The following is a 22,809-nucleotide window of genomic DNA, read 5'->3' on the forward strand; positions in this document are numbered from 1 at the left end:
CGCTCAACAGAGATTCAAGCCAAAGCCTTGAATTTCAGGCTCCGCTTGCCGGTTTTGCGACACAAAAATGCTCAAAACGACAGCAAAGCCGTGATACAACGCGTTTTCACCAAGGGCCAGGGGTGGTTTTATTAGTTTTTTGTGGCCGTTATGATACTCTTTCGTTCCTTTTTGGGCTACATCACATTTTCAGATAGGGTCGTTCGATGTACCAGCAGGCTATTTGCCCTCCCGCCATTCGCGTTCTTGACTGGCAATTATCAACCTTAGAGCTGTTTTCCCACTTCAGCGGTGAGCCTTGGGCCATGCTGCTGGATTCGGCCGATGCCAAACACTCTGACGCCAGATACGACATCATAGTCGCCGAGCCGATAGCCACGCTAGTCACCACAGGTGAAACCACCCAAATCGCTGAGGCAGGCAGCGTGCGCCGCTCAAGTGACGATCCTTTTGCCTTGCTGCAACAACTGCTGCAACAGTATTTTCCCAACGCCATGCCGGTCAATCAGCCTTTCAGCGGCGGCGCTGTGGGCGCCTTCAGTTACGATCTTGGCCGCAGACTGGAAAAACTGCCGAAACTGGCCGCAGCCGATATCGCTCTGCCGGAGATGAATGTCGGCCTCTATGACTGGGCCCTTATTCGCGATAAGGAATTAAGGTGCTGGCAACTGGTGCACTACCGCGGTGAAAAGGCGCTGATAGACACCCTGTCGCGGCTAACGTCCAAAGTCACAAACAGCCCCAATAAGCACCTTGACCAGAAAGCCTTCCGACTCAGCGGTGAGTGGCGCTCGCAGCTTAGCCGCGAGCAATATGGCGACAAGTTTGCCCAAGTGCAGCAATATCTTCACAGCGGCGATTGCTATCAAATCAATCTGACCCAAAGATTCCAGGCCGACTATCAAGGCGATGAATGGCAAGCCTATCGTAAGCTAAGACAAGCCAACGGCGCGCCCTTCTCTGCCTTTATTCGCCTGGAGCACAACTGCATCCTGTCCATCTCACCCGAGCGTTTTATTGCCCTGGATCCCAACCGCCATATTGAAACCAAGCCCATCAAGGGCACCCTGCCCCGCAGTGCCGATGAACAGCAAGACAGGCAGCTTGCCAAACAGCTGGCGGAGTCGGAAAAGGACAGAGCCGAAAACCTGATGATAGTGGACTTGCTGCGCAACGATATCGGTAAGGTTGCCAGCCCAGGCAGTGTGGCCGTGCCGCATCTGTTTGCCATAGAAAGCTTTCCGGCGGTGCACCATCTGGTCAGTACAGTGACTGCCGAACTGGCACCGGGTTATCAGGCCACAGACTTGCTGCGGGCCGCCTTCCCCGGCGGCTCAATCACAGGCGCGCCCAAAATCCGCGCCATGGAAATTATCGAAGAGCTGGAACCCAGTCGCCGCTCACTCTACTGCGGCTCCATCGGGTATCTGAGTCAGGATGGCAAAATGGACAGCAGCATCACCATTCGAACCCTAGTTGCCGATTCCGGACAACTCTATTGCTGGGCCGGCGGCGGGATAGTAGCCGACTCAGACGTGGATGCCGAATACCAGGAAACCTATGATAAAGTGAGTCGAATACTGCCGCTATTGACCCCTGAGCCAGACTCGCCTTAGCCTTAAGCTTGCCATTTAAGCTTGATGATAGTTCTTTGCGAAGACAGGACAGTAATGGCTTGGGTTATTGATTACTTCAATTTACTTCAAGGACGCTATGGATAAAGACGAGCTACTGACCCGTTTTCAACTCAGGGCCCTGAGTCGATACCATTCAAGTCCTTTGCTCCCGGCCAAACTCAGGGCCGCGGCGGTACTTATCGCGCTGGAGCCGGGTTTGCAGGGGCCGGAACTTATCCTGACCCAGAGACCGAAGCATCTTAAGGCTCATCCAGGTCAAGTGAGCTTTCCCGGCGGCAAACCGGAAGCCGAAGATCAGAACCTTATCATGACAGCCCTCAGAGAAGCTGAAGAAGAGATAGGCTTGGCGCCGGATAATGTCGAAATCATAGGTCAACTGCCCAATCATCCCACCTTTACCGGCTTTGAGATCACCCCTGTGCTTGGCTGGGTAAAGTCACCCTTTGAGGCCCAAATTGACCCGGCCGAAGTGCAGGAGCTATTTCGGGTGCCGCTGGCGTTTTTACTGGAAGAGGAAAATCGTCACACGGCTATGTTCGAGCGCCGCGGCCATTTCTACCCTGTCACCTTTATTCCCTATCGCAGGCACTTTATCTGGGGCGCCACCGCGGCGATTATCGATATGCTTTGTCGACAACTGCGCTGACAGCACAGCATAAAGGCAGTTAGGGAAGACTTTGACAGGCCCCGGCATGCCTTCAGTCAGATGCCTTGAATGCCAATTGCTGTGTAAGCCACTCTCTACAAAAGAGAAGGCCGCGAGGACTTATTCGCACCTTCCTTAGATGAAGAAACGCAGATACAAGCCAGCGGCGGTGGATGAGAGCAGCAAAAGTGGAATATTGAACCAATAACCCAAGCGGCTGTGATGAGCCACATACCAGTTGAAAGCCAGACTAATGAAACTGATGGCAGCGCAAGCCCAGATGATATATTCCAATAGCATGGTCTGCTGAGGGTCCCAGTACAAACGCACCGGCGCCCCTTTGCTGAAGAAATAGCCTACGGCCCTATCGGGCCGCGCTTTATCAAATATCAGCAGGGCGTAAATCGCCAGTGACCAACCAATAATCGACAGGCTCGCCAACAGATATTGAAAGATTTTGACCTTTTTCATCCAAACTCCTTCCGTCTGAAGGGGGATATTGTCCCCAGAATACCTTTTTCAGCTTGAGAAAAGCCACCAGCAAGGTAATATTAACCTCCAAATTTTTTCCTGTGTCATCAATATAGTCAGGGATTTGCCTGATTTCTGCTCTCGAACTATTTTCGGGGCGAATTGAAGCATAAAACGTTTCATTGGAGAACTAAGCAATAATGAGCATTGCATCTGTCGCATCTGTATTTAAAGGCGAGCATGCGGTCGGTTCACAGGTCACTGTACGTGGCTGGGTAAGAACCCGTCGTGATTCCAAGGCCGGCATCTCGTTTCTTGCCGTCTATGATGGTTCCTGTTTCGATCCTATCCAGGGCGTGGTGCCAAATAGCTTACCCAATTACAATGACGAAGTGCTGAAGCTCACTGCCGGCTGCTCCGTGATTGTCACAGGTGAAGTGGTTGAAAGCCCAGGCTCAGGCCAGGACTTTGAACTGCAGGTCACCCAAGTGGAAGTCACAGGTTGGGTGGAAGATCCTGATACCTATCCTATGGCGGCCAAACGTCACTCGGTTGAACACCTGAGGGAACTGGCGCACCTGCGTCCACGTACCAACATCATTGGCGCGGTTGCCCGAGTACGTAACTGCCTGTCACAGGCGATTCACCGCTTCTATCACGAAAACGGCTTTATCTGGGTTTCTACCCCACTTATCACCGCCTCCGACTGTGAAGGCGCCGGTGAAATGTTCCGGGTATCAACGCTGGACATGGAAAACCTGCCACGTACCGCCGATGGCAAGGTAAATTACGAAGAAGACTTTTTCGGTAAAGAGGCATTTTTGACCGTATCGGGTCAGCTCAACGGTGAAACCTACGCCTGTGCCCTGTCGAAGATTTACACCTTTGGCCCAACTTTCCGTGCTGAAAACTCCAACACCAGCCGCCACTTGGCCGAGTTCTGGATGGTTGAGCCGGAAGTGGCTTTTGCCGATCTGAACGACATTGCCGGTCTCGCCGAAGCTATGCTCAAGTACGCCTTCAAGGCGGTGCTGGAAGAGCGAATGGACGACCTGCAGTTCTTTGCCCAGCGCGTCGATAAAGGCGTGATTGAGCGCCTGGAAAACTTTGTCAGCAGTGACTTTGCCCAGGTGGACTACACAGATGCCGTTGAGATCCTCAAAAACTGCGGCAAGCAGTTTGAGTATGATGTCGAATGGGGCATAGATCTGCAATCCGAGCACGAGCGTTATCTGGCCGAAGTGCACTTCAAGGCTCCTGTGGTCGTGAAGAACTATCCAAAAGATATCAAGGCCTTCTATATGCGTCTCAACGAAGATGGCAAGACAGTGGCAGCGATGGACGTATTGGCCCCCGGCATTGGTGAAATTATCGGTGGTTCACAGCGTGAAGAACGTCTGGACGTACTGGATATGCGCCTGGCCGAGATGAATCTCAACAAGGAAGATTACTGGTGGTATAGAGATCTGCGTCGTTACGGCACTGTGCCTCACTCAGGCTTCGGTCTGGGCTTCGAGCGTCTGGTGTCTTACGTTACCGGTGTTTCCAACATCCGCGATGTAATCCCCTTCCCTCGCGCCCCAAGAAGCGCCAACTTCTAACGAGTTCTTATCCAAAAAAACGCGCTTCCGGGCGCGTTTTTTATTGGCTGGATATCAAGTTTAGCTACGTATTTTACACCGGCTTAAAGGGCTGTACTCTGTCGCAAACCGCGCCGAGCAAAGGTTTGTCGTGGGAGATCACCAGTAGGGTCAACTGCCTGTCACGGGCTATCTGCAACAGTTGCTGCCAAAGCCTTTGCTGACTCAGCATATCGAGCTGGGCCGTGATTTCATCACAGATAAGCAGCCGGGTTTCCGGCGCCACAGCCCTTAAAATATTGAGCCTCTGCAGCTCACCGCCGGAAAGGCCGCCGGGGCGTGATGCCAACCAGCGCCTGAATTCAGACTCGGCCACGCCGAGCATGGGCAAGAGATGAGCATAATCACGCCCCTGCCAACTCTCATTCAAGGATTGCGCCAGGGTCAATCTGGGGTTGAACGCCTGCTCCGGCTGCTGAATAACCCACTGAATGGGTGAAGGGCGGCCGCCAACCTGCTTGAGCACCTGACTGCACTCAAGCTTTCCCGCCGTAAGCGGCATCAAGCCTGTGAGTATCGCGGCCATGGTGGACTTGCCGCAGCCACTGTCACCCCAGATCCCGAGAATTTCGGCGCGATTAATAGCGATATCAGGCAGCTCAATCACCTTGCTGCCCCGGTAAGCCAAGCCACCACTGAGTGAAAGCAGCGGCGATAAGGATTCAGAAGGCAAAGGCGCGCTTTCAAGCGCCAAGGCAGAGCCGGATTGAGCCGGCTTTTTTTGCAAAGAATTTAGACTCATGCACGCCTCCGACAAGGCGAGTTGCTGAAACTATCCAGACTGTCACCATGGGGCTTTTGTTGACCAGCTGGTTGACTAGCGGGTTCGCCAACGGGTTGACTGGCAGCTTGATTATCGAGCCGGCTATTGAGGTGACTCTTGGGCCCGCTCTTTGGTTCAGCATCAGCCAAGCGACAGCTGCCGGCAGGCCAGTTTTCCGGCAACGCCGCCAGCAAGGTGTGGCTATAGCAGCCGTCACTCTCATATTCATCTCCCGGCTTATGCCCGGCAATACTCGTTCGCAGACTGGCGCTATCCGTCACCTCGGTGAGCCGACCGCGGCGCAGCAGATACAGCTCGGCATCCAAGGCCAGCACAGCCCTGAGGTTATGACTGATAACCAGTACCGCCTTGGGGCTGGCGTCTAAACCCAGCCGCTGCTGCAAGGCGCCGCTGGCAAAGTCGTTGAGTAAGGCGTAAAGCTCAGTGGCGGCAAGCTCATCCAGACCGCAACAAGGCTCATCGGCCAGCAATAGTTCCGGCGCTTGCAATAGGGCCTGCGCCAGTAATACCCGCCGGGCCATACCGCCGGAGAGCATGGGAGGATAAGCCGCCAAGATCTCCGCTGTGATACCCAGCTCGTCATACAGAGCCTGCCGGTAAGGACGCATGGCATCATCACAGTACCAGTCAAGCAATTCGCTTATCTTAATGTTGGCGTCCAGCACCTGGGTACTCTGAGCGCAAAGCGCCGTCTTTTGCGGCCGCATCAAACCAGCGCATTGCATGACTATCCCCTTTGGCAAACAGCCCATGATAGCCAGCGCCAGCAAGCTCTTACCGGCGCCGCTCTCACCCAGCACTGCAGTAACCTGTCCTGGAACCACCTCAATATTGAGCCCATCCAGCAAGGTTCTGCCACTACTATCCTTAAGCGTTAAATCTGTCACTTGGGTATGAATGGCGACGACGGGTTTAACATCGCTTGAGGAAAGTAAATCACCTTTAGATCTCAAGACATTGGTGCCCGGTAACTTAGGCGCAGCCATACCGTCTCTGGCAAACTGGATCAGATTTTCGGCAAGCTTAGACAACAGCAAAACAAAGCTCAGCAGCAAGATCCCGGGAAACAGCGCCAGCCACCATTGGCCAAGCAACAGATAGCGATTGGCCTCAGCCAGCAGTTCGCCTATGGAGGGCGCGTTGCTGTCGAGGCCAAAACCAAGAAAGCTCAGCGCCGCGACATGAAGCAAGGCGTGCGGAAACAAGTTGAGCCCGCCAATCAGCCACTGCGGCATGATATGAGGCCATAAGTGGCGCATGCGGGTGCTTAACCTGGAGCCGCCAAACCCCAGCGCCAGACTGACATAGGACTGAGCCAGGATTTCATCCATTTCCAGTAAGAGTAAACGGGTCAGTCTCGGCCAATGACTCAAAGCCAGGGCCGCAATCACCCCATATTCCTGTCCACCAAAGGCCAGCGCAAGTAAGATCAGCAGCAACAGATGTGGCAGTGACATACAGAGATCGCAACCGAGTAATACAGCTTGACGCCACCTGGAGCCGGTTTGCGCCAGCAAGGCCAGCAGCAGTGCCAGCGAACTGCTGAGCAGTACCGCCAGCGCGCCTATCCACAGACTTTTGAGCATGGCCGCGCCGCTACGCTCGGCCATATCACGCCCAAGCCAATCCGTCCCCATGGGATGAGCCCAGGATGGCCCCTGACTCTTGGCCAGCAGGTTAAGCTCACTGGCATGATTGCCAAATAGCAGGCATAGTGTCGTCAGCAAGAAAAGTCCGCAAACCGGCCAAAACCAGATGGCGACGCGACTGCCATCCTTGGCCTGAAGGCTTTTCAAGCAAAGCGTTAATCCGCCCATCATGCCTGCACTCCAGTGGCATGAGTCGAAAGTCCACTGAGCCTGCCACGCTGCAATCTGGCGCTGATAAGCTCGGCGGCCAGGTTACCGCAAAACACAAACAGCGCCGAAAACAGGGTAATCCCCATCAGCAAGGGCGCATCGTTACCGAGTCCGGCCTTGACCAAGGCGCTACCGAGTCCGGGGAAATTAAACACGGTTTCGGCGAGAATAGAGCCGCCGAACAGCTCGGCAAAAGAAGCAAAGTGCAGCACTATCGCGGGCTTTAGACTATTGGCAAAGATATGCTTCTTGAATACCGCCAGACGACCTTTACCGTGACTTTGGGCATATCCCACATATTCGCTGTGGTAGAGATCCAGCACCTTTTCCCGGGTGTGCAGCACCAAGGGTGAGAGTTGGCTTAGCGTCAGGACAGTCAAGGGCAAAGCGAGGTGCAACAACATACTGCCAAGGCTCTGCTCGGTAAAACTCAGCCCCAGCGGCGCAGCGCAGCACACGGGTGTCCAGGCCAGAGTGACAGAAAACAGGCTTATCATTATCATTGCCAACCAAAATGACGGAATGCTCGAAAGCAGCCAGGCAAAGCGTCTCAGCCAGCGATCGCAGAAACTCCCTTCGGTGATGGCACACAGCAGTCCCAGGCCATAACCGAGCAGCAGAGCCAGTCCCCAGGAGAGCGCCATCAACAGCAAGGATAGCGGCAAGCGCTCGGCAATCACCTCGGAAACGCTCTGGCGAAACACCAGACTCTGACCCATATCGCCACTCAGCAGAGCGGAAAAGTAACTGCTGATCTGCTGCCAGAGTCCAGTGTCCAACCCTAGCTCGCGGATCATCTGGGTGCGCTGGGCATCGGATACCGCCAGCAGATTACCGCCCAGATAGTGAATTAAGGGATCGAGCGGCGACAAGGACAAGAGCACAAAAGCCAGCAAACAAGCAAGCAACAACAGCAGCGCCAGCCGCAGAGACCGCAACAAAGCTCCCCGCCAGCAAACTGACGACCACTTTTGCGCCACTATCGGCTTGTTGGCAGACAACATTGGTTTCATGGACATTGCCAGCGCCACTGGTTGATATTATTGGTGATCGGCCAGCCATGACCGTGAGGTTCCACCAAGGGTTGCCCCAAATCGAGACAAGGGTTGGCGGCATACAGATGCTGCAGATTCACCAACCAACTCCAGGGCACATCCCGGCTTATCTGTTGCTGTGCCTGTTTCCAGAATGCAATCGCACTGTCGACAGAGTCTGCCTCGCGAGCCTTTTCCAGCGCCTTATCGACCAGCGGGTTATCATAATAGCCGGAGTTGAAATAGCCTTTACCGGCATTGCGGCTGTCGTAGACAAGCGCCATCTCATTGGCCGAAAGGCTGCCAAAGCCAAAGAGCACCGGCGCCTGATGCATCACCCGATAGATATTTTCCCAGCTGTCCGCCTTGGGCTCCACCTCGAACCCAGCCATTCTGGCCATCTGGGCACTGGCCAGCGCCAACTGCTCACGTATGCTGTCACCGGCCAGATAGTAGAGCGGGAATGTCAGCCGTTGCCCATTCTTTTCGCGAATGCCGTCCGCTCCCGGTAACCAACCGGCGTTGGCCAAGAGTTCTGACGCTTTGAGTAAACGCTGCTTCATCTGCCAATCGGCCCAATCGGGAACCGCGCCGCCCCATGGCAAGTCATCGGCGATTGACCAGGCCGGTCTTGCGTAGCCCCCCAGCAGATTATCGACCAGTTGCTGGCGGTCGATCACCATATCGAAGGCTTGGCGCACCGCCAATTCACTGGTGACCGGGTTATCTTCCGCCCGCATCGGCCAGGCAATGCCGCGGTTATCGACGCTGGTTTGTGACCACAGGCGATAATTACCCTGCGCCATCAGGGCATCGGCATATCTGGGTGCCAGCGCCGAGAGTTGCAACTGCCCGGTTCTGAGCATGGCAAAGCGGCTGTCTTCGTCGGCAAAGACGATAACCAATTTGTCGAAAAAGGGCTTTTTCAGCAGCGGGTTGTCAGGATCGGCACTCTGATATTTAGGGTTAGCTTCCAGGATCAACTGCTGCCCCTTATCCCAGCGGCGCATTTTATAGGGCCCCGAACCTATGGGATGCTGACCATAATCCGGGCCGTAACTGTCGCTTGGTACTATCGCCAGCTCGGCCAAGGTATCGATAAAACCGATATCTGCCTGCTTGAGGGTGAATTCGACTTGCAGCTCAGACTTTTGTTCCACCTTGACCAAATTGGATAAATCCTGCATACCGGCAGCATTTCTGGCCTGCTCAAAGGTAAAAGCCACATCCTCTGCGTTGAGCGGACTGCCGTCACTGAACAGCAGATTAGGCCTCAGGGTTACTGTCCATTTGAGCCTGTCGGGGCTCAAGGTCCAATCGCTGGCAATATCACCGATAAACTCGCCGCCGCCTGAGCGGCGCAGCAAGGCAGATTGAATGAGCGGATTATTGTAGCGCCCCCAACCTAGGATGGGGTCAAAGCCACCATCGGGCTCCGCACCCAGCACCATGACCAAGGGCTCTGGGGTCGTATTCGCTTTCAACTGGAAAGGCAAAGCTACTGCCAACAGAGTCAGTAACAGCAATCCGGTAGTTGATATTGTCGACTTAGACCCATGTTTTGATTGTGTCAGTTTTTCTGACCTTTGCGGCTTGGACCGGCAAATGGGTTTGCTCTTGGATTTGATATAAGCAGATGAAAGCAACACCTGAAACTCCCGAACCTGGCTAAAATTTTTTAGACTTATTGACGGATATGATGGCGGTTCCGCGGCAAAGTGATACTAACTTGTATGTTGGTTTGCCAAGGAGAAGAGCGCAATTCAAGTTCAGTGCATAACCAGATCATTTGAGCCGAACCCTAACTATTCATATAAGCTAGGGATCCGACCAATGGGTGCAGCAGGAAATGATCAAGCTCTCTTGATTGCTTAAATAGGCTTGTTTATTAAACGCCCACAAGGCATTTTCAGTGTTATGTTCGACCGGAACCTAACGCCACCCGCCGATATTACTTATTTATTTTTAGTAACACTACCCCGATTCCTTTCAGTGTAACAGCACAAAAAACCAACAAAGATAAAAAGTTTGCTATAGATCACACCCAATGAAAATGGAAAAGGACATTTTGTGGCAAAGCTTGTGTAAGCTCTACTAACCAATAGTGTTTTTCTGAAGAAACAGTCATGACAGATGAAACTCAACGTTTTACCGTATCCCTACCCCAATCACTGTTCGAAGAGATAGAAAATGATAGCCGCGAGCGAGGCTATCAATCACGTTCAGAATATATTCGCGATCTGTTTCGCGACAGGATAGTTGATAAGCAATGGAACAACAGCAAAGAGGATGTTGTAGGTGTACTGACCTTGGTTTTCGATCATCATCAGAGAGGTTTGTCGGAAAAGCTGATTGAAATCCAGCACAATCATCTAGTACACGTGCTCTGCAGTACCCATGTCCACATAGACCATCATAAGTGTTTGGAAACCATTATCCTCAAAGGTCAGGCTTTTGAAGTAAATAAGTTGGTCAATCAAATAGCGGTACTGAAAGGGGTTAATCTCGCGCGTTTAAGTCGTGCCGGAATTATCTGATATTGCATAGTGCCCACCATCAAGCACAAACCTGCCGGTATTGCACGCAAAGTCATTGCCATAAGCAGCTATCCCGCTATGGCAATGACCGCATGAGACACAAGTCTAAATGCAAGTAATGATATTAAGTTCCTTGGTAATCCGAGCCTATGTTGATATTCAATAGATAGACGGCATACCTTCCGGGCGGGTACGCAGCACCTTAAGAAACCACATATATTGCTCGGGATAGGCGGTAATCACCTGCTCCACGGCCTTGTTTAATGCAATGGCTTCATTTTCCTTACCTTGCATCGACTCAGGGGCAATCGCCGGCATAACCGTCAAACGAAAACATCTGGCTTGGTCATCATAACCAATTTTCACAGGCATCACCTGGGCGTTACCTGCCTGTGCCAAGCGGCCAACCACTGGCAAGGTGGCCTTGACAGTCCCTAAAAATGGCGCAAATACGCTCTGCTCCGGCCCTAAGTCTTCATCCGGCAGATAGAAGAAACTGTTGCCCTGTTTCAGCTCAGCCAACAAGGCCCGGATCCCGGCTTCACGCATATAGATATTGCCGCCTTGCGAACTACGCATCCGGTTATTGAACCAGTTGAACAATTCATTTCGATGCGCTTTGGCCATAGACACCATGGGCAAGTCCAAATTGAGTCTTAGGCCGGCATACTCTATGCCCCAAACGTGAGGCATGATAAAGATAATCGGCTGCCCGGCTTCACGGGCAGAGGCAATATGCTCTTCTCCCTCAACCTTGACTCTTTTGCGTATATAGGAGCTCGGCATCAAGATAAGCTCAGATTGTGCCAGCAGTGTCATTACAAAAGCTTCGGTGTTGCGTTCCAGCAACTGCTCGATTTCCTGCTCACTCTTATCGGGGAAACAGGCTTTAAGGTTGGCTCTGGCTACACTTATCGGTTTATGAGCGACACGTTTGACCAAACGCGACAACCCACGGGCAATAGGATCTCTAATGAGAGCAGGCAAGAGACCAAACAGAACCAGTACGCCTATCGCCAACCAACTCCCCCAAAACCTGGGGTGCAGCAATGACCAACGGAAGCGCCTATCGAAGTATTTGCCTTTCTTAGGCTTGGAAGGTGTATTTGACAAGGTTTAACCCCTGGGTTTAATCCCAATGCAATGCCAAACCAGGCATTAAAAATGCGACACAGCAGGGTAGAAGCACTTTCTACAGACACAAACAGGGAAGCCACCCACAGGAGCGGCTTCCCTGTTCTAAATTACTGACCGAGCAGTTATTTGCCTTTGTTAGCGGCTTCTACGCGACTCTTCAGTTTCTGTCCCGGACGGAATGTCACCACCCGGCGGGCAGAAATTGGGATATCCTGACCTGTTTTGGGATTCCTTCCCGGTCTTTGATTCTTATCCCTAAGGTCAAAGTTGCCAAAGCCAGATAACTTGACCTGCTCACCATTTTCAAGCGCGGTTCGGATCTCTTCGAAAAACGCTTCAACCATCTCTTTTGCTACCCGCTTGTTAATACCAAGCGTTTCAAAAAGATGCTCTGCCATTTCGGCCTTGGTAAGTGCCATACTTTAATCCCTCAACGATGCGTTGAACTCAGACTTGAGTGCAGAAACCACTGTATCAACCATCTCAGCAATCTCTTTTTCCTCAAGTGTACGAGTGTTATCTTGTAACGTAAGTGCGATCGCCAGACTCTTTTTGCCCTGCTCTACACCTTTACCTCGGTATACATCGAACAAGTTTAAGCCAACCAACTGATTTTCGCCAACTTTTCTTATCAGCGTCATCACTTCACCTGCGGCGACTTCTTCATCAACCACTATGGCGATATCGCGGCGATTGGCTGGAAACTTAGACACAGCCTGGGCTTGCGGCAATTTAGCCTGCAGCAAGGCGTCCAATTCCAGCTCAAAAACTATGGTTTTGCCATTCAGCCCAAAAGGCTTCTCGAGGCTGGGATGGACTGCACCTATATAGCCTATGACCCGATCATTTCTCAATATTTCAGCACATTGCCCCGGATGCATAGCCGGATGCTGCGCTCCTTTAAAACTAAATTCAGCTTCGGAAACTGTCAAGCCAATAATGGCTTCTAAATCACCTTTAAGATCGAAGAAATCAACGGTTTTCGACTCCATGCTCCAGTGTTCATCGCTCTGGGGGCCGGCGATCACCGCGCCCAGCATGGTTTGTTGTCTTACGCCGGATTCTGCTTGTACATCAGGAATAAAGCGTAAACCTGTCTCAAACAGGCGTACACGAGCCTGCTGACGGGCCTGGTTGTAACCCACGGCATTCAGCAATCCGGTGAACATGGACAGGCGCATGGCCGACATTTCACTGGAAATCGGGTTAGGCAATACCATAGCGTCGCTGTCAGGGTGAACCAGTTTTTGCAGCTTGGGATCCACAAAGCTGTATGTGACGGCCTCCTGGAAACCCCGTGCCACCAACAAAGCTCTTACCCGGCTCAATTTAAGATCCGACTCTTTATGATCTGTCATAGACAGACGCGCCAGCGGGGCTGTGTTCGGAATGTTGTTATAGCCGTAAATCCGGGCAACTTCTTCAATAAGATCTTCTTCAATTGCCATGTCGAAACGGTAAGTGGCGGTTTTCACCTGCCAGTCACTGCCCTGTTTTACAACTTGGAAGCCCAATCGGGTCAGAATTTGTTCAACATCTGTGTCATCGATATGATGTCCGAGCAGTTTGTCCAGTTTGCTGCGGCGCAGTTTAATGTCGGCAGCCTTTGGCAGATGCGCTTCGCTCTTGGCTTCAACCACAGGACCGGCTTCGCCGCCACAGATATCCAGCACCAAACGGGTGGCTCTGTCCATGGCTTTATGCTGCAGCTCTGGATCAACACCGCGCTCAAAGCGATGCGAAGAGTCGGTGTGCAATCCAAGACGACGGGCCTTGCCCATGATAGCCAGCGGCGCGAAGAAAGCACACTCAAGCATGATATCGCGGGTTTGCTCGCTGACACCGGAAACCTCACCACCGAAGACACCGGCCAGGGCCAATGCCTGGCTGTTATCGGCAATCACCAGGGTATCGGCTGGCACAGTAATTTCGTTGCCATCGAGCAGAGTCAGTTTCTCTTCACCGTTACCCAGGCGTACCTTGATACTGCCGTCAATCTTGTCCAAATCGAAAGCATGCATCGGCTGGCCGAACTCAACCAACACATAGTTGGTGATATCCACGATAGGGTCTATAGAACGAATACCGCTACGGCGCAGCTTTTCCACCATCCAATCAGGCGTTTGCGCCTTGACATTGACATTACTGATAACCCGGCCCAAATATCTTGGACAGGCTTCCGGGTTGGCGACCTCTATTTCAACTGTACGCTCACTACTGACACTGGCGGCTTCCCAACTTGGCTCGGTCACGTTCAGTCGGTTGAGCACGCCCACTTCGCGGGCCAGTCCCACCATACCCAGGCAATCGGCGCGGTTAGCGGTAAGATCCACATCGATAATCACGTCATCGAGCTGCAGATATTCGCGAATATCTGTACCAATAGGCGCCTCCAGCGGCAGTTCAATGATGCCGTCGCTTTCAATATCTATGCCCAACTCGCCATAAGAGCACAGCATGCCGTGTGAAGCTTGTCCACGCAGTTTGGCTTTCTTGATCTTGAAGTCGCCAGGCAGCACAGCACCGACAACGGCCACGGCAACCTTGAGTCCCTGACGGCAGTTAGGGGCGCCGCAAACAATATCCAGCAGCTCTTCGCCACCGACATTGACCTTGGTAACCCGCAGCTTGTCGGCATCGGGGTGTTGACCACATTCAACCACCTCACCCACTACCACGCCGGAAAAGTCACCGGCTACGGCAATGACATCGTCCACTTCCAGGCCGGCCATGGTGATTTGATGAGTTAATTCGTCACGGCTAATCGCAGGGTTAACCCACTCACGAAGCCAGGATTCACTGAATTTCATAATACTAAAGCTCCGTTATTTGAATTGCTTGAGAAAACGCAGGTCGTTTTCGAAGAAGGCACGCAGGTCGTTGACACCATAGCGCAACATGGCCAGACGCTCGACACCCATACCAAAAGCAAAACCGGAGTATTTATCAGGATCGACTCCCACACCGCGCAGCACATTCGGGTGAACCATGCCGCAGCCGAGCACTTCCAGCCAACCATTCTTGCCTTTTACATCCACTTCGGCAGACGGCTCGGTAAAGGGGAAGTATGAAGGACGGAAACGAATCTCCAAATCCTCTTCAAAGAAGTTACGTAGGAAGTCGTGCAAAATGCCTTTCAGCTCGGCAAAGTTTACATTCTCGTCCACCAGCAGACCTTCCACCTGATGGAACATAGGCGTGTGGGTCATATCATAGTCATTACGATAGACTCGGCCGGGAGAGATGATTCGCAACGGCGGTTTTTCCACTTCCATGGTGCGAATTTGCACCCCTGAAGTCTGGGTACGCAACACTAACTTGGGATTGAAGTAGAAAGTATCGTGATCAGCCCGAGCTGGATGATGCTCAGGAATATTCAAGGCATCGAAGTTATGATAATCATCTTCGATTTCCGGCCCCTGTACGACACTAAAGCCCAACTCACCAAAAAAGCTTTCAATTCGTTCTATGGTACGGGTGACCGGATGTAAACCACCATTATCCAGGCGACGTCCCGGCAGGGTGACATCGACTTTCTCTGTCTGGAGTTTCTGTTCCAACTCGGCGGCTTTCAGCCCTTCAATGCGCTGATTGAGGAACTGCTGTACCTTTTGCTTGGCTTCGTTGACCTTCTGGCCGAAGGCGGGCTTTTCTTGTGGACTCAGGGTCGCCATCAACTTCATCATGTCGGTGATCTTGCCCTTCTTGCCAAGATAATCGACGCGGATGTCATCGAGGATTTTCAGATCACTGGCCCCTTCGATGGCGGCTAAGGCCTGTTCTACGATCTCAGTTAACTGCTGCATCTTCTCTTCCAGTGCATGCCGGCCCGTAGGCGGCGATTTTGGTGTCTGTTTGAATTAAAACAGTAAAAGCGTGAAATTTTACGTTAGCCACGAGTCTTTGACCAGTGTCATGAGGCATTTTAGCAAATGAATTGCCTAGAAAAAGTGCTTTTTTTAACCATTGATGTCCTGAGGCGGATGAGTTGTGGTGTCCGAAGGTAAAAAGTCGCCAACAAACCCGGAAAACCACAGAAGCCTGGCGCGTCTGTGATAAGCTCGCCCCACGGTCAACTCCTCTTCGCAACTCAGTGTCCACAGATAGTAAAAAGCCAGCAGATCAGAAAGCGACGACAAACACTCAGGCAGAAGATACCGCCAAGGTCGGCATTCGCCTACGTGATTATCAGCAGCAAGCCGTAGATGCTGCAGTACGTTATTTCCGCGCTCAGTCTGGCTCGGCTGTGATAGTGCTGCCCACGGGAGCCGGCAAGAGTTTGGTGATTGCTGAGCTGGCCCGCATCGCCAAAGGCAAGATACTGGTACTGACCCATGTCAAAGAGCTGGTCGCCCAAAACGCCGAAAAAGTTGCTCTGTTGACCGATGAAGCCAGCATCTACTCGGCCGGACTGAGGCAAAAGCTCACCCAAGGCAAAACCGTTGTCGCCAGCGTGCAATCCGCCGGGCGCAACCTGGAAGCCTTTGACAGCCACTACTCCCTGGTAGTCATAGACGAGTGCCACAGAGTGAGCCTTGAGCAAGACAGCCAGTATCAACAACTGCTTGAACACCTCAAATCCCACAACCCCAAACTTAAGCTGCTGGGATTGACGGCCACCCCTTATCGCCTTGGACTGGGATTTATCTATCGCCGCCACTATCACGGCCGGGTTGGTAATCCCGACCGAGGGATTTTCGATGACTGCATTTTCGAGTTGCCCTTAAGGCCCCTCATTAAGCAGGGCTATCTGACACCGCCCAGGCTTTACGATGGCCTGAGCGCTCAGTATGACTTCAGCAGCCTGCCGAGCAACGGCAATGGAGAATACGATGAGGCCAAGGTCGATGCCCTGCTCAGTCACAATGGCCGCGCGACCAAGGCCATTGTTAACCAGCTAAGACAACTGGCCAACACCCGCAAGGGGGTGATTATTTTTGCAGCCACAGTGCGTCACGCCGAAGAAGTGCTAACACTACTGGCTGACGAACAGGCAGCGCTCATCACAGCGACCACAGAGATGCAGCAAAGGGATGCCATCATCCGCGCCTTTAAAGCCCAGAAACTTAAGTTTCTGGTCAATGTAGCAGTGCTCACAACAGGGTTTGATGCGCCCCATGTGGATCTTATTGCCATCATGCGGCCTACGGCATCTGTAAGCCTGTTTCAACAGATGGTTGGCCGCGGCCTGAGACTGGCCGAAGGCAAACAGGACTGTCTGGTCATAGATTATGCCGCCAGCGGCTTTGATCTCTTCTATCCCGAGGTTGGCACTCCCAAGCCAGCGGCAAACTCGGTGCCGGTGCAGGTTCCCTGCCCCGAGTGTGGTTTTGCCAATATCTTCTGGGGCAAGACGGATGAGGATGGTGACATCATCGAACACTTCGGCCGCCGCTGCCAGGGACTGTTGCAGGACAATAATCAATGCAGTTATCGCTATCGCGCCAAATCATGCCCGGATTGCGGCGCCGAAAACGATATCGCTGCCAAGATTTGCCACCAGTGCCAATCGACCCTGGTCGACCCGGACAAACGCCTCAAAGAGGTGTTGTCAAAACAGCATCACCACCTGTTCAAAGTGCAGCAAATGTTGCTGCATGCCGAAGAGGGGCGTCTCAGAGTTCAGTATCTGGATTACGACGGCAATGACTTCAACCAGTATTTTAAAATGGAGACCAGTGCTCAACGCCGGGCACTGTTTGCTTGTTTTATCCATCCCCACAGCAAAACACCCGGGCTGAATCTGCCGAAATACAGCCAACCACAACAAGTTGTCGAAGATGCGGCGCGGTTTCGGGCACCGGACATGCTGCTGCTGAAAAAACAGGCGCGGCGCTGGGATTTATTGCAAACTTTCTTTGATTATCAAGGCAGGTTTCAAACCGAAAAATCATTCCTGGGATCAAGCAACTTAGCATAGGCCTTTAAGCTGTGGTATAACTGCTGCAAATCAAGTCCATGGGAGTCAATATGTTTGTAGTTATTTTCGGTCGTCCAGGTTGCCCATATTGTGTACGTGCAGTGCAACTTTCTGAGCAACTGGCAGAGAAGCGTGATGATTTCAAGTTTAAGTATGTCGATATACACGCCGAAGGCATCACCAAGGCCGATCTGGAAAAAACCGTAGGCAAGCCGGTTGAGACTGTGCCGCAGATCTTTGTCGACAAAGAGCACGTCGGCGGCTGCACTGAATTTGAAGCCTACGTCAGAGAAAACAACCTGCTTTAATCCAAGTTACACTTCCCAATCAAGGACGATACCTTTTATGCTCAAAAGCAAGGGTATCGTCCTGCATCCAACCTTTTCTGCCTCAATCGAACGACAACTTCAAAAGCAAACAGTTAAGCCGACCTACTGCGAGTAACACCGTGACTATGTATGCCCGTTTCGTTCCAGCGGGTGTTGTCAGTGTCTTGCTTGCCAAGGAGTAGATAGACAGCAATTTTGTTTTTAAAGCACTCTCAAGCGCCATAGAGCTCAGCATCTATGCAGCTTGTTCAGGAAGCCATATTCCCGGTAGCAGCCTTTTCCGATTTGCCATCGACCTGCTCAAGCGGCAACAGCAAAATCATCGAAGTACCTATACCATTGACTCCTCTTGAAACCCGCACGCTCCCCCCCAATACTTCAGTGGTCAAATGATGCACTATATGTAGCCCAAGCCCGGTGCCGCCGCTGTTGCGTTTGGTAGTATAAAAGGGGTCAAACACTCGCTGACGATCCTGATCTTCAATCCCGACACCATTATCCATCACACAGATCTCAACCTTATGCTGAAGTTTACGGGCGCAGATATGGATCTCTCCCCGATCAGTATCTTCAAAAGCATGGATGAGTGCATTGTGCACCAGATTCTGAAGTACCTGCCCCAAAGGTCCAGGATAACTGTGCATATGGATATCCGAGGGAATATCAGTGGTCAGCTTATGATGACTGTGTTTCCACTGACCATGATTCAGCGCCAGAATGTCCGTCACCAACTCATGCAACCAAAAGGCTTGCCGGTCAGCATTAGCTCTGTCGGCAGCTACCTGACGAAACTGTTGAATAAGCAGTGCCGAGCGTTTGAGATTGCGTTCGGCCAGAGTCAAACCTTCCTCCTGGTATTGAATAAATTCCTCCAGTTGCGAGCGTTTGATAGTACCGTTGTGATAATCCCGCTTGAGTTCACCTAGCCTGTCATTGAGTGCAGTAACACACAGCATTGCCGCACCAATAGGTGTATTGAGTTCGTGAGCTACCCCGGCCACCATCAAACCCAAAGATGATAATTTCTCGGTACGAACCAACTCCTGCTGCGATGCCTTCAACTGAGCCAGCGTCATTGCAAGCGCCGCGTTACTTTGCTGTAACTCATGAGCCTTGTCTTCCAAACGCAGGTTGGAGCGCGCTAAAAACGCTCCCAGCAAAGTCATACATAAAAAAACTACTGCACCAACGCCGGCGTAGAGCCGTTTTAATCTGGCTTGAATGAGCAGTGGCTGTTCATCATGGGATAGGGTGTAAAGTATGGGTACCTTGCTGTCACCGTTCAGTATTGGCGCCACGCGGGAGAAAGTCCACATCCCGGTTTCATCGATAAACTGCCCTTGTTGTTCCTGTTGTATACGCCGCCAAACTTCAGGATGGACAACTGCCAGGCGCTGTTCAGGAGCGTCGAACATAAAACCCCACTCTCTGTGACCCAAAGTTGACAGCAACCAATAGCCTTCAGCATTCAGCAACATCGTCTTACCGGATTGGCGCAAACGTTCAAGTAAACCACTGCCATCCAGGTTCAATAGTGCCAGCCCGAGCTCCTTGCCGTTACTATCCATTACCTTGGTAGCAGCACGTAAGGTGGGTCGATAGGGGATCTCTATTTTACCGGCTTCGATATTGAGATCGAAAGGAGAATAATAAACCGCCCCCGAAGCCAAACGCTTGGCCTCAATGACATAATAGCGCGATGATTTATCCTGTAATGCATCTGCAGCGACAACTCGCCTTTGATTATCTCTATAGTCAACCCTCACCCGCTCAACGCCGGAATTTCCAATCCAGCGCACTTGCATATAGCTGGGATAGGCGCTGCTGAAGTCAACAAATAGACGCTGCAATAATTCCAGCTGTTCAGTATCACCAAGCCTGTTATCAGCTAATACCGATGCGGTCATCTGTGATAGTAAACTGACGTCCTGATGAACTCTGGTAAGCGTGGCGCCGAGTACCAGAGTATCTCTATCTACCAGTTCCTGCTGGGCATAACGCACCTGATCTATCTGCCATTGAGAGGCATAGTGATACATAAGCCAGCTTCCAAGGGGCACCAGTAACCACCAGGGCAGCAAATAACTCACCCAAGTCAGCCAAGAGTTTCGCCTTGTTCGTCCTAAAGATACGCCCTCAGAGTTCGGCGGTGCCATTAAAGCTTGTTCGGGCAAATCTATCGACATAACCAAGATTCCATTCAGCGATTATTGAGCCATTGCAATAACTCATCCAATGGCATGGCCTTTCCATACAACCATCCTTGACCTATGTGGCAACCATGTTCTCTGAGCCAATTAGCCTGGCTGTGAGTCTCAACCCCTTCGGCAACAACCGAAATATTCAGTCGCCTTCCCAATTCAATAATCATTGATGCCAGGAAGCGACTGCGTTCATCTTCATCCAACCTGGCGACAAAAGTCATATCTATCTTCAGGTGATCGGCAGGCAGTTGCAGCAAATATTCGAGTGATGAAAGACCTGTGCCGAAGTCATCTATCGCCACTGTACCTCCCGAAGTTCGGTGACGCTGGAGAATATTGGCGACCTGTTGAAAAGACTGCATCATAGCGGTTTCAGTGACTTCCAAACACAGTCGGCTCGGCTCCACCCCGGCCAGACGACATTGTTGTTTGAGCCTGTCTAAAACATCCGGCTTATCCAGTTGCCGGGCGGAATAATTGACGCTGATCAGAATATCGCTAAACCCCGCCAGATCGAGTGCATGCACGGCCTGACAGGACAAAGCAACTACTATGTCGCCTATCCCGTGAATGTAGGACGACTGTTCCGCCAGCGGAATAAAGGTGCCGGGTGGCACCATACCCTCTTCGGTCTGCCAGCGTAATAAAGCCTCAACCCCAACAACCTCACCAGTATTGAGGTCTATCTGTGGCTGGTAATGCAACACAAACTCCTGACGTTGAATCGCGCTATGTAAACGCTGCATCAATTTGAACCTGTGTGCCGCTTGATGTTCAAATTCAGGGTCAAACGCCTGTATGCTGCCGGGGCCTCTGGACTTGGCATTTCTCAGCCCTGTACCGGCTGTTCGTAACAACTCCGCGGGATCCTGTCCACGACTGATAGCCAAAGAGACTTCAGTCATACAGGCGGTCAGAATATGGCGACTATTATCAATTTCAAAGGGTGCACCAAACACCTTTTGGGCCTTGTCAATATTGACCTGTTCTTTATGGCCGATAATGGCAAACAGATCCGAGTGTAGTCTTCCTATGACTATCGGTTGAGGAAATGCCTCCTGTAACCTTTGAGCCACAGCCTGTAATACCTGATTACCGAATACACAGCCAAATAAATTGTTAAGCCCGGAAAAATGATCGAGATCCAGTAGCAGCAGGTTATGGGCATCAGCGCTGGACATGGCCTGCAACCTGGACAATTCACGCAGCAGTGCACTGCGGTTGGGAATACTCAACAACTCATCCTGATAAGCCACTTTATCCAGCCGGCTAATCAAGGCTACATTGCCAAAACCTTTGGAAACATTGGCCGCAAAGACTTTAAGCAACTCCATCTCGGTATCATCCAGCGTGCGGTTAGTAGCCACATAGATGGCAAACTCAGCCAGTGCTGCCGATTTGGGGAAAAATAGCACCTGACTTTCATCGGTACTGACAAAACGTTTTTCCCTGAGTGCCTGCTCAACCATGGATTGAATAGTCGGATCCGGCAATTCCCTCAAGGCACGATTAATATACTGACGAAAACGACCACTACAGGCTATGGTCAAGGGTTCATAGATCTCCTGACCAGAGCTATCCATTGCGTGGGGGCCGCGATTAACACAAACCAAGCCTTCGTCGGCGACATTGATGAGATTAGCAATTTCACTCAAAGTCACAGAGGCTATCTGCGTAAGCGTCCTCAGCCCCAGCAAACGATTGCTGGACTCCACAATGAGCTGCAAACCACGACGAGCAGAAGAAATAGTCTTGAGATGATGATAATTACGTACTGCACCTGTGAGTATATTGCGTATCCCACGGTTGGCGAGATCTGACTTGAGCACATAATCAGACAAGTCATAATCCTGCATCACAGATTCGACCGGCGCCATTCCTGGCTGGCCGGTCAAGAGTACGAAACGGGTATCGGATATTCCCAGCAAATCCCGCACAGCTTTGACTAACCTGAGACCGGCATCTTCGGTTTCCATCACGACATCAACCAACACCACAGCAAAGTCGGCATCTTTTCCCAATAAGCTGGATGCCTCTGCCATGCTGTAGGCTTGTATGAGTTCAAGGGGACGTCCCATTAATGTCATTTTATTAATGGCAAAACTCAGCGAATTCTGGAATTTGACATCATCATCCACCGCCAAAATACGCCACATGGCGTCGCGTTGATGAGTTTCTTCCGGTGATGTTTCAGATGAAAACAGTAAATCATCTAGCATAGTTACTAATCCCTCAGTCACTTTGTCCACACTTGCTTTGGGACAAAACCAGCAGGAGACCATTTCCCTGCCCGGTACTCAGCACGGTTTAACTCTCGGTTTAGCTCTCGGTTTAGTTCCTCCCGAGTCTACAATCCAGCTCATTTAATGCTAAAGCTGTTACAGTTCAATTCGGCATTAAGCCCTTTTCAATACAGTACGCTATGTTTGATTTAAAGTGTAATCCACTTTTGGCTTAGTGCCGGTTAACCAACGGAATAACAGTGTAAATTTTTTTATCTGCTGCGTTATCCTTGAACTCAACAACTTCAAATTATTGTCAAATGCCCATAAGCTTGTTAACCGACAAGAACCAAAGCTGCACTCTGAGCGCCTTATCATTTTTTTATTCA

Annotated in this window: 17 protein-coding genes; 6 read left to right on the forward strand and 11 right to left on the reverse strand. The window is 51.6% G+C overall.

Annotated features, from left to right (window positions below; all coding sequences use genetic code 11):
• Nucleotides 1–206 precede the first annotated feature (206 nt).
• Both pabB and SIL79_RS16825 read left to right on the forward strand, forming a co-directional pair.
• Complete coding sequence (pabB, locus tag SIL79_RS16820; RefSeq protein ID WP_162206387.1) at nucleotides 207–1,616, forward strand: aminodeoxychorismate synthase component 1; 1,410 nt, start codon at nucleotides 207–209, stop codon at nucleotides 1,614–1,616.
• A gap of 97 nt (nucleotides 1,617–1,713) precedes the next feature.
• A complete protein-coding gene (locus tag SIL79_RS16825; protein WP_039035278.1) occupies nucleotides 1,714–2,283 on the forward strand; it encodes a CoA pyrophosphatase in 570 nt (189 codons plus the stop codon).
• A 135-nt stretch (nucleotides 2,284–2,418) separates the two neighbouring features.
• Here the strand turns inward: SIL79_RS16825 and SIL79_RS16830 are convergent, their stop codons facing one another.
• The gene (locus SIL79_RS16830) at nucleotides 2,419–2,754 is read right to left on the reverse strand and encodes a hypothetical protein (protein ID WP_039035279.1); all 336 of its coding nucleotides are present in this window, start codon (nucleotides 2,752–2,754) and stop codon (nucleotides 2,419–2,421) included.
• Nucleotides 2,755–2,954: 200 nt separating this feature from the next.
• On the opposite strand from SIL79_RS16830, the gene asnS reads away from it, so the two are divergent.
• The gene (gene asnS, locus SIL79_RS16835; RefSeq protein WP_039035280.1) at nucleotides 2,955–4,355 is read left to right on the forward strand and encodes an asparagine--tRNA ligase; all 1,401 of its coding nucleotides are present in this window, start codon (nucleotides 2,955–2,957) and stop codon (nucleotides 4,353–4,355) included.
• 73 nt (nucleotides 4,356–4,428) lie between these two features.
• Here asnS and SIL79_RS16840 read toward each other — a convergent pair whose 3' ends face one another.
• Genes SIL79_RS16840 through SIL79_RS16855 form a run of 4 tightly spaced genes read right to left on the reverse strand, consistent with a single transcriptional unit; the run spans nucleotide 4,429 to nucleotide 9,555 of the window.
• Nucleotides 4,429–5,136, reverse strand: a complete 708-nt coding sequence (locus SIL79_RS16840; RefSeq protein ID WP_233962383.1) for an ATP-binding cassette domain-containing protein — start codon at nucleotides 5,134–5,136, stop codon at nucleotides 4,429–4,431.
• Complete coding sequence (locus SIL79_RS16845) at nucleotides 5,133–6,998, reverse strand: ATP-binding cassette domain-containing protein (protein WP_082014331.1); 1,866 nt, start codon at nucleotides 6,996–6,998, stop codon at nucleotides 5,133–5,135. Before SIL79_RS16845 ends, SIL79_RS16840 begins: the two co-directional genes overlap by 4 nt.
• A complete protein-coding gene (locus SIL79_RS16850) occupies nucleotides 6,995–8,056 on the reverse strand; it encodes an ABC transporter permease (RefSeq protein WP_233962382.1) in 1,062 nt (353 codons plus the stop codon). Before SIL79_RS16850 ends, SIL79_RS16845 begins: the two co-directional genes overlap by 4 nt.
• Nucleotides 8,047–9,555, reverse strand: a complete 1,509-nt coding sequence (locus SIL79_RS16855) for an ABC transporter substrate-binding protein (protein WP_233962381.1) — start codon at nucleotides 9,553–9,555, stop codon at nucleotides 8,047–8,049. The genes SIL79_RS16850 and SIL79_RS16855 overlap by 10 nt, the downstream gene beginning before the upstream one ends.
• Nucleotides 9,556–10,197: 642 nt before the next feature.
• On the opposite strand from SIL79_RS16855, the gene nikR reads away from it, so the two are divergent.
• Entirely contained in the window at nucleotides 10,198–10,608 is a 411-nt protein-coding gene (nikR, locus tag SIL79_RS16860; RefSeq protein ID WP_039035281.1) for a nickel-responsive transcriptional regulator NikR, read from the forward strand.
• 159 nt (nucleotides 10,609–10,767) lie between these two features.
• On the opposite strand, the gene lpxM is transcribed toward nikR, so the two are convergent.
• The 4 genes from lpxM to pheS all read right to left on the reverse strand — a co-directional run bounded on the left by lpxM (nucleotide 10,768) and on the right by pheS (nucleotide 15,551).
• On the reverse strand, nucleotides 10,768–11,721 hold the full coding sequence (gene lpxM / locus SIL79_RS16865) for a lauroyl-Kdo(2)-lipid IV(A) myristoyltransferase (RefSeq protein ID WP_039035282.1): 954 nt from the start codon (nucleotides 11,719–11,721) through the stop codon (nucleotides 10,768–10,770).
• A 146-nt stretch (nucleotides 11,722–11,867) separates the two neighbouring features.
• Nucleotides 11,868–12,164, reverse strand: coding sequence for an integration host factor subunit alpha (ihfA, locus tag SIL79_RS16870; RefSeq protein WP_025009628.1), 297 nt, complete (start codon nucleotides 12,162–12,164; stop codon nucleotides 11,868–11,870).
• Nucleotides 12,165–12,167: 3 nt separating this feature from the next.
• Nucleotides 12,168–14,555, reverse strand: a complete 2,388-nt coding sequence (gene pheT, locus SIL79_RS16875; protein ID WP_039035283.1) for a phenylalanine--tRNA ligase subunit beta — start codon at nucleotides 14,553–14,555, stop codon at nucleotides 12,168–12,170.
• A gap of 15 nt (nucleotides 14,556–14,570) precedes the next feature.
• Nucleotides 14,571–15,551 (reverse strand): phenylalanine--tRNA ligase subunit alpha, encoded by a 981-nt coding sequence (gene pheS / locus SIL79_RS16880; protein ID WP_039035284.1) that lies wholly within the window; start codon nucleotides 15,549–15,551, stop codon nucleotides 14,571–14,573.
• A 365-nt stretch (nucleotides 15,552–15,916) separates the two neighbouring features.
• On the opposite strand from pheS, the gene SIL79_RS16885 reads away from it, so the two are divergent.
• Together SIL79_RS16885 and SIL79_RS16890 are read left to right on the forward strand one after the other, a co-directional pair.
• Nucleotides 15,917–17,665, forward strand: coding sequence for a DEAD/DEAH box helicase (locus SIL79_RS16885; protein WP_039035303.1), 1,749 nt, complete (start codon nucleotides 15,917–15,919; stop codon nucleotides 17,663–17,665).
• Between the two features lie 50 nt (nucleotides 17,666–17,715).
• The gene (locus SIL79_RS16890; protein ID WP_025009626.1) at nucleotides 17,716–17,973 is read left to right on the forward strand and encodes a GrxA family glutaredoxin; all 258 of its coding nucleotides are present in this window, start codon (nucleotides 17,716–17,718) and stop codon (nucleotides 17,971–17,973) included.
• Nucleotides 17,974–18,242: 269 nt separating this feature from the next.
• Here the strand turns inward: SIL79_RS16890 and SIL79_RS16895 are convergent, their stop codons facing one another.
• Nucleotides 18,243–20,084 (reverse strand): sensor histidine kinase, encoded by a 1,842-nt coding sequence (locus SIL79_RS16895; RefSeq protein ID WP_162206388.1) that lies wholly within the window; start codon nucleotides 20,082–20,084, stop codon nucleotides 18,243–18,245.
• Between the two features lie 110 nt (nucleotides 20,085–20,194).
• On the reverse strand, nucleotides 20,195–22,417 hold the full coding sequence (locus tag SIL79_RS16900) for a GGDEF/EAL domain-containing response regulator (RefSeq protein ID WP_162206389.1): 2,223 nt from the start codon (nucleotides 22,415–22,417) through the stop codon (nucleotides 20,195–20,197).
• Nucleotides 22,418–22,809: the final 392 nt, after the last annotated feature.

It is taken from the genome of Shewanella indica, from assembly GCF_033842865.1.
Taxonomy (GTDB): domain Bacteria; phylum Pseudomonadota; class Gammaproteobacteria; order Enterobacterales; family Shewanellaceae; genus Shewanella; species Shewanella indica.

Bases quoted from the DNA above. Each gene is read 5' to 3' on its own strand.
- pabB (WP_162206387.1), top strand. From the start codon at position 207: ATGTACCAGCAGGCTATTTGCCCTCCCGCCATTCGCGTTCTTGACTGG.
- SIL79_RS16825 (WP_039035278.1), top strand. From the start codon at position 1,714: ATGGATAAAGACGAGCTACTGACCCGTTTTCAACTCAGGGCCCTGAGT.
- SIL79_RS16830 (WP_039035279.1), bottom strand. From the start codon at position 2,754: ATGAAAAAGGTCAAAATCTTTCAATATCTGTTGGCGAGCCTGTCGATT.
- asnS (WP_039035280.1), top strand. From the start codon at position 2,955: ATGAGCATTGCATCTGTCGCATCTGTATTTAAAGGCGAGCATGCGGTC.
- SIL79_RS16840 (WP_233962383.1), bottom strand. From the start codon at position 5,136: ATGAGTCTAAATTCTTTGCAAAAAAAGCCGGCTCAATCCGGCTCTGCC.
- SIL79_RS16845 (WP_082014331.1), bottom strand. From the start codon at position 6,998: ATGATGGGCGGATTAACGCTTTGCTTGAAAAGCCTTCAGGCCAAGGAT.
- SIL79_RS16850 (WP_233962382.1), bottom strand. From the start codon at position 8,056: ATGTCCATGAAACCAATGTTGTCTGCCAACAAGCCGATAGTGGCGCAA.
- nikR (WP_039035281.1), top strand. From the start codon at position 10,198: ATGACAGATGAAACTCAACGTTTTACCGTATCCCTACCCCAATCACTG.
- ihfA (WP_025009628.1), bottom strand. From the start codon at position 12,164: ATGGCACTTACCAAGGCCGAAATGGCAGAGCATCTTTTTGAAACGCTT.
- pheT (WP_039035283.1), bottom strand. From the start codon at position 14,555: ATGAAATTCAGTGAATCCTGGCTTCGTGAGTGGGTTAACCCTGCGATT.
- pheS (WP_039035284.1), bottom strand. From the start codon at position 15,551: ATGCAGCAGTTAACTGAGATCGTAGAACAGGCCTTAGCCGCCATCGAA.
- SIL79_RS16890 (WP_025009626.1), top strand. From the start codon at position 17,716: ATGTTTGTAGTTATTTTCGGTCGTCCAGGTTGCCCATATTGTGTACGT.
- SIL79_RS16900 (WP_162206389.1), bottom strand. From the start codon at position 22,417: ATGCTAGATGATTTACTGTTTTCATCTGAAACATCACCGGAAGAAACT.